Raw genomic sequence first — 14,236 nt, forward strand, 5'->3', positions numbered from 1 at the left:
GGCCGGCGGGCGGCCCGGCGGCGCCGGCGTGTCAGACCTCAGCCGGCTCAGCCGGCCAGGGCGCTGCCCTTCTTCCACTGCTTGAACGGCATCTGCCAGTAGCCCCAGCCGTTGTTCCACTCCAGCGTGCGACTCGTCCCGACGATCTTGACGACGTCGCCGCGGTGGAAGTTGTCGTAGAACCACTTGGCCTGGTCGGGGCGGGCGTTGACGCAGCCGTGGCTGACGTTGGCCCGGCCCTGCGAACCGACCGACCACGGCGCGCTGTGGACGTACTCGCCGCTGTTGGAGATGCGCACGGCGTGGTCGACGACCTCCTTGTAGTAGCCGGGGTCGCCCTTCTTCTTGCCCGGGGAGATCATGGTGACCGGGTTGCCGCGCTCCATCGTCAGGTGGACGCCGTTGGTGGTGGTGTACTCGCGCGTGGTGGCCTTGCCGGCGCTGATCGCCATCCTCTGGACGATCTTGCCGTCCTTGCGGACGATCATCTGGTGGCTGCGGGTGCTGACGCTGCTGATCCACGCCGCGCCGACCTTCATGGTGGTGGCGTAGTTGCGCACGCCGTACACGTCCTTGCCGTCGCGCACGCCTTCCAGGGCGGCGGTGAAGCGCACCTTCTGGTGGGCGGGCCAGTACTTGGCGGTGCGGTAGATGACCAGGCTGTCGTCGATCCATCGCCAGGCCCCGGTGACCGGCTTCTCGGCGGTGACCTTCAGCGCCCGCTCGACGGCCTTCTTGTCGGCCACCGGCCGGCTGAAGCGCACCATGATCGGCATGCCGACGCCGACGGTCTCCCCCTTGACGTTGGGGGTGATGTCGGCGATGCGCAGCTCCTGGGCCGGCTTGAGGGTGGTGAAGGAGCTGGTGGCCGTCGCGGGGCCGCCCTGGCCGGTGGCCTTGGCCGAGACGGTGTAGGTGGCCGACGGCTTCAGCGGGCCCTTGGACACCCACTTGGTGCGCCCGGCGTCGAACTCGCCCTTCAGCGGCTTGCCGCCGGCCTCGACGGTGACCTCCTCCAGCTCCCCGTCGCCGACGGTGACCACGACGCTCTTCTCGGGCCGGACCTTGCTGGCGCCCTTCACCGGGCTGATCTTGATCTGCGGCAGGGGCGTCGGGGGCGCGCTGGTGCCGGAGCCTCCGTCGGCGCCAGGGCCGGAGGGGCTCGCGCCGCCGCCCGAGCATGACGCGGTCAGCAGACAGGCCGTCACCACGGCCAACCCGGCGATCGGAGTCCTCAGACGTTGACGAAAGTCCCGCACGACCTTCTCCCCCAGGACGGCAAAGTGCTCATAAAAAACCCTAATGGGGATCAGCACTGAAACGTACACGTTTGGGGTTAGTTGGATCACATTTCGGCCAACTCACAGGCGCCATTCAGGCCCGAATGCCCTGTCCAGCCTTGTCGGGATGCTTGACGAAGATTGTCAGTGAAAAATCGGGCAAAGCCGTCGAAGGTGACATCGGGGCGTAACGCCCGCCGACGCGAGGCGCGTACGGCCGTCGCCCGCGCCGCCTCAGCCCTGGCGGAGCCGGTGGGTGAGGCTGGTGTGGCGGCGGCCCGCCCCCCGGGTGCGCACCGCCTGCGCCAGGGCACGGCGGGAGCCGACCAGCACCACGAGTTTCTTGGCGCGGGTGACCGCCGTGTACAGAAGGTTGCGCTGCAACATCATCCACGCGCTGGTCGCCAGCGGGATCACCACGGCGGGATATTCGCTGCCCTGCGAACGGTGGATGGACACCGCGTAGGCGTGCGCCAGTTCGTCCAGCTCGTCGAAGCCGTATTCGACGCTCTCGTCCTCGTCGGTCAGGACGGTCAGCTTGCCGTCCTCGGGACGCAGGTCGGTGACCACCCCGACGGTGCCGTTGAACACCCCGGCCGCGCCCTTGTCGTAGTTGTTGCGCAGCTGGGTCACCTTGTCGCCGATGCGGAAGACCCGGCCGCCGTAGCGCCGTTCGGGCATGCCCTCGCGGGAGGGGGTGAGCGCCTCCTGCAGGGCGTTGTTGAGGTTGCCCGCCCCGGCCGCGCCGCGATGCATCGGGGCCAGCACCTGCACGTCGCGGCGGGGGTTCAGCCCGAACCTGCGGGGAATGCGCCGGGCCACCACGTCCACGGTCAGCGCGGCGATCTCCTCGGGCTCCTCGCAGGGGAACAGGAAGAAGTCGGTCATGCCCTCCAGCGTGGGATGCAGGCCGGTGTTGATCCGGTGGGCGTTGACCACCACGCCCGACTGCTGGGCCTGGCGGAAGATCTGGGTCAGCCGCACCCGCGGGACGACGTCGGCGGCCAGCAGGTCGCGCAGCACCTCCCCCGCGCCGACCGACGGCAGCTGGTCGACGTCGCCCACGAACAGCAGGTGCGCCCCGGTGGCCACCGCCTTGACCAGCTTGTTGGCCAGCAGCAGGTCCAGCATGGACGCCTCGTCCACCACCAGCAGGTCGGCCTCCAGCGGGTTGTCGCGGTCGAAGGTCGCCTCCCCGCCCGGGCGCAGCTGCAGAAGGCGGTGGACGGTGGTGGCCTCGTGACCGGTCAGCTCGGCCAGGCGCTTGGCGGCCCTGCCGGTGGGGGCGGCCAGCACCACCTTGGCCTTCTTGGCGCGGGCCAGGGCCACGATCGAACGCACGGTGAAGCTCTTGCCGCAGCCGGGGCCGCCGGTCAGCACGGCCACCTTGGAGGTGAGGGCCAGCCGCACCGCCTCGGCCTGCTCGGGGGCCAGGTCGGCGCCGGTCTGCTCGCGCAGCCAGCCCAGCGCGGCGCTCCAGTCGACCCCGGCGAAGGCCCCGAGCCGGTCGTGCCCGGAGTCCAGCAGGCGGCGCACACCGCCCGCCAGCGCCAGCTCGGCGCGGTGGAAGGGCACCAGGTAGACGGCCGGTACCACGGCGTCGCCGGCGGGGACCTCCTCGCGGACCACGCCCTCGGCGGCGGCCAGCTCGTCCAGGCAGCTCGCCACCAGCTCGGCCGGCACCTCCAGGATCTTCACCGCGTCGCCGACCAGGTTGGGCGCGGGCAGGTAGCAGTGGCCGGCGTCGGCCGCCTGGGACAGGGTGTAGCGCAGGCCGGCCTTGACCCGCTCGGGGCTGTCGTGCGGGATGCCGACGGCCTGGGCGATGGTGTCGGCGGTCTTGAACCCGATGCCCCACACGTCGTCGGCGAGCCGGTAGGGCTCGGTCTTCACCACGGTGATCGAGGTGTCGCCGTACTGCTTGAAGATGCGCACGGCGATCGAGGTGGACACCCCGACGCCCTGCAGGAAGATCATCACCTCTTTGATGATCTTCTGTTCCTCCCAGGCGGCGGCGATCATCTTGGTGCGCTTGGGACCGAGCCCGGGCACCTCCACCAGCCGTTCGGGCGACTTCTCGATCACCTCGAGGGTGTCGGTGCCGAAGTGACCGACGATGCGCTCGGCCATCTTGGGGCCGATGCCCTTGACCAGCCCCGACCCGAGGTAGCGCTGGATGCCCTGCACGGTGGCCGGCAGCACGGTGGTGTAGGACCACACCTCGAACTGCCTGCCGTACTTGGGGTGGGAGGTCCACCGGCCGGTCAGGCGCAGGCTCTCGCCGACCTGCGCCCCGAGCAGCGGCCCCACGGCCGTCACCAGCTCGGCCCCGCCCCGCTCGACGGCCACCCTGGCGATGGTGTACCCGGTCTCCTCGTTGGCGTAGGTGACGCGTTCCAGGACCGCCGAGATGCTCGTGCCCGCGGCCCCGTCGCCCTTCACCTGCACCCCGCCACCTCCACGCCGTCCTACGCTCGCGCCAGCGTAGAACAGAGCCGGGCCCCGGGCAGCCCCGTCCGGTACGCGGCCCCCGGGAAGCGGGCGCGAGGAGGGCTCCGCGGCAAGGGCGTACGGCCCTGGGATGAACGGCTTGTCGGCCGGTCGGCGGGCCGATCACCGCTAATGTGTCACTGATCCTGGCGGGACTCAGATCGGGAAGTGGGCCGATGGCGGCGATTCTGGAAGGCACGGCTCGCGCGCTGCTGCGCCGCGTGGCGATCGAGCAGGCCGAGGCACGCACACCCTCGCTGGTCGCGACGGTGCTGCGCGACGGCGAGCCGGTCTGGTTCGGCGCCCGGGGGACGGTCGAGGGCGGCGCCGCGCCGACGGCCGACACCCAGTACCGCATCGGCTCCATCACCAAGACCCTGGTCGCCGTGCTGGTCATGCGGCTACGCGACGAGGGCCTGCTGACGCTGAACGACCCGTTGTCCCGGCACATGCCCGCCACCCCGGTCGGCGAGGTCACCATCGCCCAACTGCTGTCGCACACCGCCGGCCTGACCGCCGAGCCGCCCGGCCCGTGGTGGGAGCGCGTGCACGGCATGGAGATCGACGAGCTCACCGGCGCGCTGGACCAGGGCACCTCCCGTCACCGGCCCGGCCGGCGCTTCCACTACTCCAATCTCGGGTTCGCCCTGCTGGGCGAACTGGTCGCCCGCCACCGCAAGGCCGACTGGGCCGACGTCGCCCGCTCGGAGATCCTCGAGCCGCTCGGCATGCGCGACACCACGACCCGGCCGCGCGAGCCGTACGCCCGCGGGTACGCCGTGCACCCGTGGGCCGACGTCCTGCTGCCCGAGCCCGAGCACGACGCGGGCGCCATGGCGCCGGCCGGGCAGCTGTGGTCCACCTGCGCCGACCTGGCCACCTGGTCGCGGTTCCTGGCCCGCGGCGACCGCCGCGTCCTGGACCCCGCCACGCTGGCCGAGATGCGCGAGCCGGCCGGCGTCGACGACGCCGAGGTGTGGAGCACCGGCTTCGGGCTGGGCATCCAGTTGCTGCGCCACCGCGGGCGCCGCCTGGCCGGGCACGGCGGGTCGATGCCCGGCTTCCTGGCCGTGGTCTGGGGCGACCCCGCCGACGGCGCCGGCGTGCTGTGCATGGCCAACACCACCTCCGGGCTGCGTCCCACGGTCGCCACCGACCTGCTGGACATCCTGGAGGCCCACGAGCCGGCCATCCCCCGCCCGTGGGCGCCCACCGCCGCCGACCCCGACCTGCTGGAGCTGACCGGTCCCTGGTACTGGGGGCCGACCGCCTTCCTGCTGCGCCTGCTGCCGGGGCGCGACCTGAAGATCTCCCCGGTGAACGGGCAGGGCCGCTCGTCCCGGTTCGCCGCGCGGCCCGACGGCACCTGGCTCGGCCTGGACGGCTACTACGCCGGCGAGACCCTGCGCGTGGTGCGGCGGGCCGACGGCTCGGCCGGGCATCTGGACCTCAACACCTTCATCTTCACCCGGGTCCCCTACGACCCCTCCGCGCCGATCCCGGGGGGCGTGGAGGAGTCCGGCTGGCACTGACCGGCACCGAGCGGCACCGACTGGCACCGGGGGCCCCGGGCGCGCCCGCCCTCGGCGACGAGCACGGCGACAGTGACCGCGACGGGGGCGGTGACAGCGACGAGGGCCGTATGCTCGTTCGGGCCGCCCGGCGCTCCGGCGACCGGGGGCGCCACAGCGGACCGAGCACGCGGGGGACGCCGACGTGAGCACCGACACCCACTTCGAGGACCTGCTGCGCGAGCTGGCGCCGAAGGTCCTCGGCGCCCTCATCCGGCGCCACGGGCACTTCGACGCCGCCGAGGACGCCGTGCAGGAGGCGCTGCTCGCCGCCGCCCTCCAGTGGCCCGAGCAGGGCGTCCCGGACGCGCCCAAGGCGTGGCTGATCACCGTCGCGGGCCGCCGGCTGACCGACCAGTGGCGCAGCGACCAGGCCCGCCGGGTCCGCGAGGTCACGGTCGCGACCATGGAGCCCGGCGGCGAGGCGGCGCCCGGCCCAGGCGAGGACGCCCCGCCCGACCAGGACGACACCCTCACGCTGCTGTTCATGTGCTGTCACCCCGCGCTGTCGCCGCCCTCGCAGCTCGCGCTCACCCTGCGCGCGGTCGGCGGCCTGACCACGGCGCAGATCGCCCGGGCCTTCCTGGTGCCCGAGGCCACCATGGCGCAGCGCATCAGCCGGGCCAAGCAGCGCATCAAGACCACCGGCATCCCCTTCGGCCCGCCGCCGGAACCAGAGCGGGCCGAGCGGCTGCGCGTGGTCCTCCACGTGCTCTACCTGATCTTCAACGAGGGGTACACGAGCACCTCCGGCGACCAGTTGCACCGCGCCGAGCTGACCGGCGAGGCGATCAGGCTCACCCGTGCGGTGCACCGGCTGCTGCCCGGCGACGGCGAGGTGGCCGGGCTGCTGGCGCTCATGCTGCTCACCGACGCGCGCCGCCCCGCCCGTACCGACGCCGCCGGCGGGCTGATCCCGCTGGCCGAGCAGGACCGCGGCAGGTGGAACCGCGAGCAGATCGGCGAGGGCGTGCGGCTGATCACCGCGGCGCTGTCGGGCGCGCCCCTCGGCCCCTACCAGCTCCAGGCGGCCATCGCGGCCGTCCACGCCGAGGCGCCGACCGCGGCAGGCACCGACTGGGCGCAGATCCTGGCCCTGTACGAGCTGCTGGAGCGCATGGCGCCCAGCCCGGTGGTCACCCTCAACCACGTGGTGGCGCTGGCGATGGTGAAGGGGGCGGCGGAGGGGCTCGCGCTGCTCGCGACGCTGGACGGGGACGAGCGGCTGCAGGGCCACCACCGGGTGGACGCGGTGCGCGCCCACCTGCTGGAGATGGCCGGCCAGGTGGAGGACGCCCGCGCCTGCTACCGCGCCGCGGCCCGGCGCACCACGAGCCTGCCCGAGCAGCGCTACCTGGACGGCCGCGCCGACCGCCTGGCACCGGCGGGCCCCTGACCTCAGGGGCCCGCCGCCATCGCCGCGCACCCCTCGGACCGGCGACCGCCGCCACGCAGGTCTTGCTTCAGCGTGGCAGGTCCTGCCCGGTCAGACGTCGCCGGAAGGTCATCATCGCCGGTCGGCCCGGCGGAGCATCGCGTCCGTCTCCGGGTCGGGCATGAGTTCCCGCACCTCCTGCGCACAGCGGCAGGCGGCGGCGGTCTTGGCGGCCCACGCCAGCGCCTCCTCGCGTGAGGCCACCTCGACGACCGAGAACCCGCCGATGACCTCCTTGGTCTCCGGGTAAGGGCCGTCGGTGACCATCCCGTCCGTGGCCACGACGCTCGCCTTCTGCCTTTCCAGGCCGGCGCCGAACACCCACACGCCGGCGTCCACGGCCTCCTGGATCACCGCGTGCGCGGCTTTGCCCACGTCGGGCCAGTCCTCGTCGGGGATGTGGTCCATCGCGCCGTCATTGAACGAGATCAAGTACCGAGCCATCTCATCACTCCCTTGTACCGGCGGTCTCCTCTGGCCGCCTCGCACCCGCTCTACGAACGACTCCCCAGGGATCCGACAGTATGCCGAAAAAATCTCACGAAACCTCCTCAGCCCCGGAGTTCACCGCCGCGGACGTAATCTGGGCGGACGGGCCTGGGGGACGGCGGCCCTGATGCGTGAAGGAGAGCACCTGTGGAGCGCTTGACGGCGGTGGAGCTGGTCAACACCATCCGCCACGACGGCAACGGCGGCGTCACCGACGAGCTGGCCACCCTCGCCGGGCTGGCCCGGTGGATCCGCGAGCGGGAAGACCTGCCCTCCGGCATCACCGGCGCCGCGCAGGCGATCGCCGATGAGGACCTCAGGGGCGAGGTCGTCGAGCTGCGGCGGGCGGTCCGCGCCCTGTTCGCCCGGGCGGTCAGCCCCGGCCCGGCGAGCCCGGCGGACGCGGGGCGCCTGCTCCCCGGCGACCAGGCTCTGGCCCACCTCAACGCCGTCGCCGCCCGCGAGCCCATCGCCCCCCAGCTGCACTGGCCGGCCTCTGGGCCGCCGGGGTCGCGGCCTCTGTCGGCCGAGACCGACCCGCGCGTCCGGCTCCTGGCGGCCCTGGCCCGCGCCGCCATCGACCTGCTGTCCGGACCGGCGCGCGAGCGGCTGCGGGCCTGCACCGCTCCCCGCTGCGTGCTCTATTTCGTCAAGGGCCACGGCCGCCAGGAGTGGTGCAAACCCTCCTGCGGCAACCGCGCGCGGGCCGCCCGCCACTACCAGCGCCACCACACCCCGGGCACCACGCCCGCCGCGGCCCCGCGCGCCTAGCGCCGACTCCTGCTCATGGCGACCGCGGCGCAGAACCGAGGTCGTGCGTTTACGGGACGCTGTAGAGGAACCAGAAGTTGTACTGGTAGTCGCAGTGGTACCAGCTCCACATCCCGTTCTGGACGCCGTAGTCTCCGTACCGGTAGCAGTCGGAGGATGAGTAGTAGACGTTGCGTAGTGTGTCGGCGTGCGCGGGCGTGGTGCTCCCGGCGACCACCAGCCCGCCGACCAGGGCTCCCGCGACCGCCAAGGCTCGCATCTTGCGCATCGATCCTCCGTTGAGTGGATCACCAACCGGCTTTCCTGCGGAGCATTACAGCCCGGTGGGCGTTGTCCAGCTCAACCGCCCCTTCGCCGCCGACGCGGACGAGCTGACCTGGGACGCCTTGGGACGGGCACGCCACCGCCCGTGGAACTTTCAGTGCCGCTGCCTGGACCCCTCCGCGGGCGGCCACGAGAAGCGCCGCGAGCAATCGCACGCGTGCGCCTGACGCGGCGCCGGCGACGCCGCGTCAGGCGTCCCCGATCACCAGGCCCGCCTCGTAGGCGACGATCGCCGCCTGGACGCGGTTGTTCAGGCCGAGCCGCAGCAGGATGGCGCTGACGTGGGATTTGACGGTGCCCTCCGAGAGGAACAGCTCACGGCCGATGTCCTGGTTGGACATGCCACGGCCGACGAGTGCCAGCACCTCGCGCTCCCGCGCCGTCAGCGACTCCACGCGCCTGCGTGCCGTTCCCGCCCTGGAGAGCCTGCCGCCGCCCAGCTGCGCGATGACCTTCCGCGCGATCCTCGGCGACAGGTACGCCGCGCCGCCGGCGACCGCCCGCACCCCCATGATCAGCTCGCGGGGGTCGGAGGCTTTCAGCAGGAAGCCCCGGACCCCCTCCTCGAGCGCCCTGGCGACGTAGTCGTCCTCGTCGAACGTGGTCAGCATGACGACCGCGACCTCGGGCATGGCGACGCGCAGTTCGGCCGCCGCGGACAGGCCGTCGAGGCGCGGCATCCGGATGTCCAGCATCGCGATGTCCGGCCGGTGCGCGCGCGTCAGCTCCACCGCCTCGCGCCCGTCGGCGGCCTCGGCGACCACCTCGATGCCCGCGTCGGTGACCAGGATGGACCTCACCCCCGCCCGGATCATGGCCTCGTCGTCGGCCAGCACCACCCGGATCATCGGCCTCCCCCGCCTTCTCCCCGGGCTCCCCGGGTCTCTGGATCTCCCTGCTGTCCTGGGACGGCCGGGAGGTCGTCCTCCTCCTCGCGGGAGGCCCCTTCCCGGTCGCACGGCAACCGCGCCGTCACGGTGAAGCCCCCGTCGCGGGGACCGGCCCTAAGCGTGCCGCCGAGCAGCCGCACCCGCTCGCGCAGGCCCGCTATCCCGCTCCCGCCGCTCGCCGGCGCCGGTGGGGTGCGGGCGGCGGAGTTGGACACGGTGACGGTGACCGCGTCGCGGGCGTGCTCGACGCGGACGGTCACCTCGGCTCCGGGGGCGTGGCGGGCGGCGTTGGTCAGCGACTCCCGCACCACCCCGTGCGCGGCCCTGTCCACCAGCGGCGGCAGGAGCGCCCGCCCGCCGGTGCGCAGGAGGGCGACCCTCATCCCGGCGCCGCGGGCGCGGTCCACCAGCGCCTCGACGGACTCCTCCGGCGTCCCGGCCGGGGCGCCGCCGGTCTCGCGCAGCACTCCGACGGTGTGGCGGAGCCGGTCGGTGGCGGTGACCGCGCAGGCCCGCAGCCGGGCGGCCGCCTCTCGGTTGCGTTCGCTCATGTCCGCGTCCAGTTCCAGGGCGCCGGCGCGCAGCGCGATCAGCGCCAGCTCGTGGCCGAGCGAGTCGTGGATGTCGGCGGCGATGCGGGCTCGTTCGCGCAGGGCGACCCGTTCGGCGGTGAACTCCTGTTCCCGCCGGAGCTGGGCGACCCGCTCCCGGCCCGCCCGCACCAGGTCGGCCTGCTGCCGCTGGAAGCGGCCCGTCAGCCACGGCAGCACCGCGAACAGGCCCAGGGCCATCAGGCCGCCGACGCCGACGGGGAAGTCCAGCACCGTGCAGACGACCCCGGGTAGGGCGACGAGGGCGTGGACCGGCCAGCCCCGCCGCAGGGTCAGGTGGCGTCCGTGCAGGTAGGCGGCCACGACCGGGACCAAGAAGAAGAGCTGCCGCCACAGCGGGATGGCGTCCAGGTACAGCCCGTTGAGCAGGGCGGCCCCCGCGATGACCGCCAGGATCGCGCCGTTTCTCACCTGTGCGACACTACCGATCGCAGCCTGGCCAGCCGAACCACGGTGGTGACGGCCCCCGCCGCGGCCGCGACCGCGAAGGTGATCGTCAACGGCGCGGCGAAGTAGGTGAGCTGCGCCCAGGTGACCGTCCGGCCGTTCATCAGCAGGGAGATCAGCTCCGGATAGGCGGCGAACAGTGCCGCCGGAAGCAGCGCGGGCAGCAGCCGCGCCCCGGTCCACAGGCCGGCGCTCCCCGCACGCCTGCCCGCCCAGCGGCGGGACCGCAGTACGCCCAGCACGCCCAGGCCCGCCGCCGCCACCGCGATCAGGCCCAGAGCCAGCTCGTAGGTCTGCCGGCCGCCGCCGGGCACCTCGGGGGTCCCGCCCTCGCTCATCGCGACCAGGCCGGTGAGCACGTCGTAGGTGTCGTCGTAGAGGGCGGCGCTGTTGGTCATGACCGCGAACCCGTAGCCGGTGTCCGGGGCGATGGCCTGCACGGCGGTGTAGGTGAACAGATTGCCCGAGTGCACGAGCAACCTGACGCCGTCCACGGTCTCCTGGCCCCAGCCCATGCCGTAGTCACGCACTTTGGACGGCGCGTGCATGGTCCGCAGGCTCTGCGGTGTCACCGGCAGCCGGCCATGGCCGTTCTGGCCGATCAGCCACCTGCCCATGTCGGCCGCGTCGGTGACGACGCCACCGCTCCCGCCGCCGCGGAAGCCGGGCAATTCGGGGCGCGCCACCCAGGCGCCGTACACCGAGTCGAACCCCTCGGCCGGCTTGATGGCCCGGTCTGCGACGGACCGGGCTCCGACGGCGCTGCCGGTCATGCCGAGCGGGCCGAAGACGTGCCGCCGCATGTAGTCGCCGAAGCCCTGCCCGCCGACGACCTCGACCAGCCGGGCGGCCAGGTCGTAGTTGACGTTGCAGTACTCCCAGTGTGTGCCGGGGTCGGCGGCCAGCGTGCCGGTGCCCAGCGCGGACACGTATCCGGCGAGCGACGTGGCCGCCTGCGTCGCGCCGATGTCGACGGTGGTGTCGGACAGTCCGGAGGTCTGGTTCAGCAGTTGCCGCACGGTGATCCGGCCGGCGCGCGGGTCGGCCATCCGGAACTCCCGCAGCCGGCCGGCGACCGGTTCGTCCAGCGAGAGCCTGCCGTCGTCGACCAGCGTCATGACGGCCATGGCCGTGAACGACTTGCTGACCGAGGCGACGCGCATCGGCGTCGTCTCGGTGACCGGTTCGCCGTCCGCGTCGTGCCCGTACCCCCGGGCGAGCACGACCCTGTCCCGGTGGGTCACGACGACCGACATCCCCGGCAACCCGGTGGACTTCATGGTCCTGCGCAGGTAGGCGTCGATGGCCGCCGGGGATGGCCCGGTCGATGGAGCGGTGGACGGGGCGGTGGACGGGGCGGTGGATGGCGCGGCCCGCGTGGCGGGGGCCGTGACGACGGCCGCGGCCGCGGGGGTCGTGACGACGGCCGCGACCATGGCCGAGGCCAGGCCGGCCGCCGCCACCAGGCCGATGAGCTCGCTTCGCATGGTGGAGAACCTAGGGACCGGCGGCCGCGCAAAGATCGGAGGATCGGCCACGACCACCCCTGACGAAAGTCCCATCTCCGGCCGGGACGCTCGGGCTCGCGGAGCCGGGATCGGGGACCCCGGGGAACGGCCTCGCCGCTTGGAGAATGATCCGGCTCTCAGAGCGCTCGTGCCGTCGCGGCGATCAGGTGGCCTTGCCGCGGGCGATGTAGAGCTTCATGTCGGTGAAGTCGACAGTGACGTTGCAGGGCTTGTAGAAGCAGTGGAAGAAGGCGGCCGGCACGTCGAATCCGAGGGGGGCGACCTCGGCCCCTGGGTGGTTCTCGCAGTAGATCTCCTTGGCGGCGGCGCCGCCGAGGCGGATCTCCTTCGGGTAGCAGGGGTAGGTGACGGCCGGGTGGCTGTGGGCGAAGGTCCCGAGCGGGCGGTCGTGGTCGCTGCGGATTCCCAGCCGCTCGGCCGTGTCCCCGAACACGACCGCGGACATCTCGCCCCCTCCGCCGAAGTTCACGCCCACCACCCCTGTGCGGGAGCCGGCGACGCCGCTGATGGTGCCCGTGCTGTGCAGATATTGCTCCCGGGCCAGCCACAGCGGCAGGGGCGCCGCGCCCGCCTGGAGGGCGGCGGCGCGTGCCTTCCTGGCCGTTTCGGGGGTTCTGCGGCGCAGGATCAGCGACCGGCCCGCGTAGTCGAAGGTGGTCAGCAGGTGGTAGAAGACCCACGTGCCGATCAGGCCGTCGTTGTCGGTGTCGACGTCTTCGCCCGACTCCGTCGACGACCAGCCCACCGGCACGTTGCGCAGTTCGATGCCGCCCAGCGTGAAGGAGTCCAGCACCCCGTAGTACGCCCATATGACGTTGTTCTCGTACTCGATCTTCTGACTGGCGACCGGGCGCAGCCCGGCCTCCTTGGCCACCGACGCGCGCATGCCCAGATTCGGGGCGCCGGTGTAGAAGGTGAACCGCTTCGGCGGCCCGCCGTTGACCGAGGCCTCCACCAGCGGCATCGGGTCCACCTGCTGCCATGGCAGCCGCGCGATGTCGCCGTGGACCTGATACGCCTCGCCGCTGACCGCCGCGAACCACGTCGCGTAGGCTTCCTCGCCGGCCGCGCGCCAGTGTGGCGCGGACTGGGAGAGTTTGTCCTGCCTGATGTAGCAGTCGGCCAGGAAGTAGTTGGCGTCCTTGTCGTCGGGCGCCAGGCTGAGGGCCATCGTGAGGTACTTCTCGGCGTCGGGGAACCTGTTGGCCAATAGCCCCACATGACCGCGCCGTCGGGCCGCGTGCAGATTCGCGGGGTCTGTTCTCAGGATCTCCTCGTAGGCCCAGCCGGCCTGCTCGAACCTCCCGGATCTGAACAGCGCGTCGGCGTCACCGCCGGCGGCCGGCGCCGTGGCCGCCCCGCCCAGCAGCGGCGCCGTCGCGGCCGCACCGGCCAGCGCGGCGGCGCCCCGCAACACCGAACGCCGGTCCCATCCTGCGTCATTCACCAACGCCTTCTCCCTTTCCTGATCACCTTCGCCGGAGCCTCCAGCCGGCGCGGACGGTCCCAGCAGCCCGGGCCGGCTCATCTCGCCTGCTTGATGGCGAGGCCGAAGTCGCCGGGACCATCCGGGCCCGCACACCATCGACCCGGCGCGGACGGCCCCGGGCTTCGCCGCACGCTCGGTGGCTCATCGGCGGTTCGCCCGCCGACCCCATTCACTGTCGACCGGCCGTGTCCCCGCCTCGTGCGCTCCGCGTCATGGTCGTGTCACGGCCGCGACCACGGCACCGGCGCCAGCGCCGGCGCTGCGACGATGGCCGGCACGTCGAGGGCTTCTTCTCCGGCCCGTAGATGCGGCGGATGTTGGCGAGCTGCTGGTCGGGGGCTCGCCGGGTTGACCTTCGCCGGGCCCTCCGTGTCCAGGAGTTCCTCGAACGAGCCGAACTGGGCGAATTGATCTGCCGATCTCCCGAGTGGAGGCGAAGGCTAGCCGAGGATACGGGTGAGCAGGCCGGTGAGCGTGTCACGCTCGGTGGCCGACAGGGCGTCCAAGATGTCGTGTTGAACCCTCGTGAGTGTCGTATCCAGGTCTTCGAGCCGTCGTCGCCCGGCGGCGGTCAGGGTGACCAGGTTGCGGCGCCGGTCGGCGGGGTCTGGGGCACGCGCGACGTGGCCTTGTTCTACCAGCTCATTGAGCATCGTGTGCATGTCACTCTGGTCGATTCCGCATCGTTGGCCGATCTGCACCTGGCTGTTCGGGCCGAACTCGTCCAGCGCGGCGAGGATCGCGAAGTGATAGGCGTGCCCACCGGCAGCGGCCATCGTTTCTTTGATGAGTCGATGCGCCCGCGCGGAAGCCCTGTTGATCAGCCAGCTGGGTTTGCGGCGCAGACGGGCCGGCGCTTCGTTCATCTCCACGCACGCAGTTTAAGCCAATCCCTTGGTCCACCCAACGA

Annotated in this window: 13 protein-coding genes; 4 read left to right on the plus strand and 9 right to left on the minus strand. The window is 72.5% G+C overall.

Annotated features, from left to right (window positions below; translation table 11 throughout):
• Nucleotides 1-47 precede the first annotated feature (47 nt).
• On the minus strand, nt 48-1,259 hold the full coding sequence (locus ABZT47_RS30300; protein ID WP_354849511.1) for an Ig-like domain-containing protein: 1,212 nt from the start codon (nt 1,257-1,259) through the stop codon (nt 48-50).
• A 255-nt stretch (nt 1,260-1,514) separates the two neighbouring features.
• Complete coding sequence (locus ABZT47_RS30305) at nt 1,515-3,728, minus strand: ATP-dependent RecD-like DNA helicase (protein ID WP_354849514.1); 2,214 nt, start codon at nt 3,726-3,728, stop codon at nt 1,515-1,517.
• A gap of 218 nt (nt 3,729-3,946) precedes the next feature.
• Here ABZT47_RS30305 and ABZT47_RS30310 point away from each other — a divergent pair, with 218 nt between their 5' ends.
• Nucleotides 3,947-5,302 (plus strand): serine hydrolase domain-containing protein, encoded by a 1,356-nt coding sequence (locus ABZT47_RS30310; RefSeq protein ID WP_354849516.1) that lies wholly within the window; start codon nt 3,947-3,949, stop codon nt 5,300-5,302.
• Between the two features lie 184 nt (nt 5,303-5,486).
• Nucleotides 5,487-6,737 (plus strand): DUF6596 domain-containing protein, encoded by a 1,251-nt coding sequence (locus tag ABZT47_RS30315; RefSeq protein WP_354849519.1) that lies wholly within the window; start codon nt 5,487-5,489, stop codon nt 6,735-6,737.
• Between the two features lie 111 nt (nt 6,738-6,848).
• Here ABZT47_RS30315 and ABZT47_RS30320 read toward each other — a convergent pair whose 3' ends face one another.
• Nucleotides 6,849-7,220 carry a YciI family protein gene (locus ABZT47_RS30320; protein WP_354849522.1) on the minus strand — a complete coding sequence of 124 codons (372 nt, stop codon included), beginning with the start codon at nt 7,218-7,220 and terminating at the stop codon, nt 6,849-6,851.
• Nucleotides 7,221-7,412: 192 nt separating this feature from the next.
• Here ABZT47_RS30320 and ABZT47_RS30325 point away from each other — a divergent pair, with 192 nt between their 5' ends.
• Nucleotides 7,413-8,036, plus strand: a complete 624-nt coding sequence (locus ABZT47_RS30325) for a CGNR zinc finger domain-containing protein (RefSeq protein WP_354849525.1) — start codon at nt 7,413-7,415, stop codon at nt 8,034-8,036.
• A gap of 49 nt (nt 8,037-8,085) precedes the next feature.
• Here the strand turns inward: ABZT47_RS30325 and ABZT47_RS30330 are convergent, their stop codons facing one another.
• A complete protein-coding gene (locus tag ABZT47_RS30330; RefSeq protein WP_354849527.1) occupies nt 8,086-8,304 on the minus strand; it encodes a hypothetical protein in 219 nt (72 codons plus the stop codon).
• Between the two features lie 55 nt (nt 8,305-8,359).
• Between ABZT47_RS30330 and ABZT47_RS30335 the strand changes: the two genes are divergently transcribed.
• Nucleotides 8,360-8,527, plus strand: a complete 168-nt coding sequence (locus ABZT47_RS30335; RefSeq protein WP_354849529.1) for a hypothetical protein — start codon at nt 8,360-8,362, stop codon at nt 8,525-8,527.
• 21 nt (nt 8,528-8,548) lie between these two features.
• On the opposite strand, the gene ABZT47_RS30340 is transcribed toward ABZT47_RS30335, so the two are convergent.
• From ABZT47_RS30340 to ABZT47_RS30360, 5 genes are all read right to left on the minus strand, one after another.
• Nucleotides 8,549-9,208, minus strand: coding sequence for a response regulator transcription factor (locus tag ABZT47_RS30340; RefSeq protein ID WP_354849531.1), 660 nt, complete (start codon nt 9,206-9,208; stop codon nt 8,549-8,551).
• Nucleotides 9,205-10,272, minus strand: coding sequence for a histidine kinase (locus tag ABZT47_RS30345; protein WP_354849534.1), 1,068 nt, complete (start codon nt 10,270-10,272; stop codon nt 9,205-9,207). The genes ABZT47_RS30340 and ABZT47_RS30345 overlap by 4 nt, the downstream gene beginning before the upstream one ends.
• Nucleotides 10,269-11,795, minus strand: coding sequence for a serine hydrolase domain-containing protein (locus ABZT47_RS30350; RefSeq protein ID WP_354849537.1), 1,527 nt, complete (start codon nt 11,793-11,795; stop codon nt 10,269-10,271). The genes ABZT47_RS30345 and ABZT47_RS30350 overlap by 4 nt, the downstream gene beginning before the upstream one ends.
• A 184-nt stretch (nt 11,796-11,979) precedes the next feature.
• On the minus strand, nt 11,980-13,284 hold the full coding sequence (locus tag ABZT47_RS30355; RefSeq protein ID WP_354849540.1) for an aspartyl protease family protein: 1,305 nt from the start codon (nt 13,282-13,284) through the stop codon (nt 11,980-11,982).
• A gap of 482 nt (nt 13,285-13,766) precedes the next feature.
• On the minus strand, nt 13,767-14,192 hold the full coding sequence (locus ABZT47_RS30360) for a MarR family winged helix-turn-helix transcriptional regulator (RefSeq protein ID WP_354849633.1): 426 nt from the start codon (nt 14,190-14,192) through the stop codon (nt 13,767-13,769).
• Nucleotides 14,193-14,236 lie beyond the last annotated feature (44 nt).

Source organism: Sphaerisporangium sp. NPDC005289 (assembly GCF_040607455.1).
In the GTDB taxonomy this organism is placed as follows: domain Bacteria; phylum Actinomycetota; class Actinomycetes; order Streptosporangiales; family Streptosporangiaceae; genus Sphaerisporangium; species Sphaerisporangium rhizosphaerae.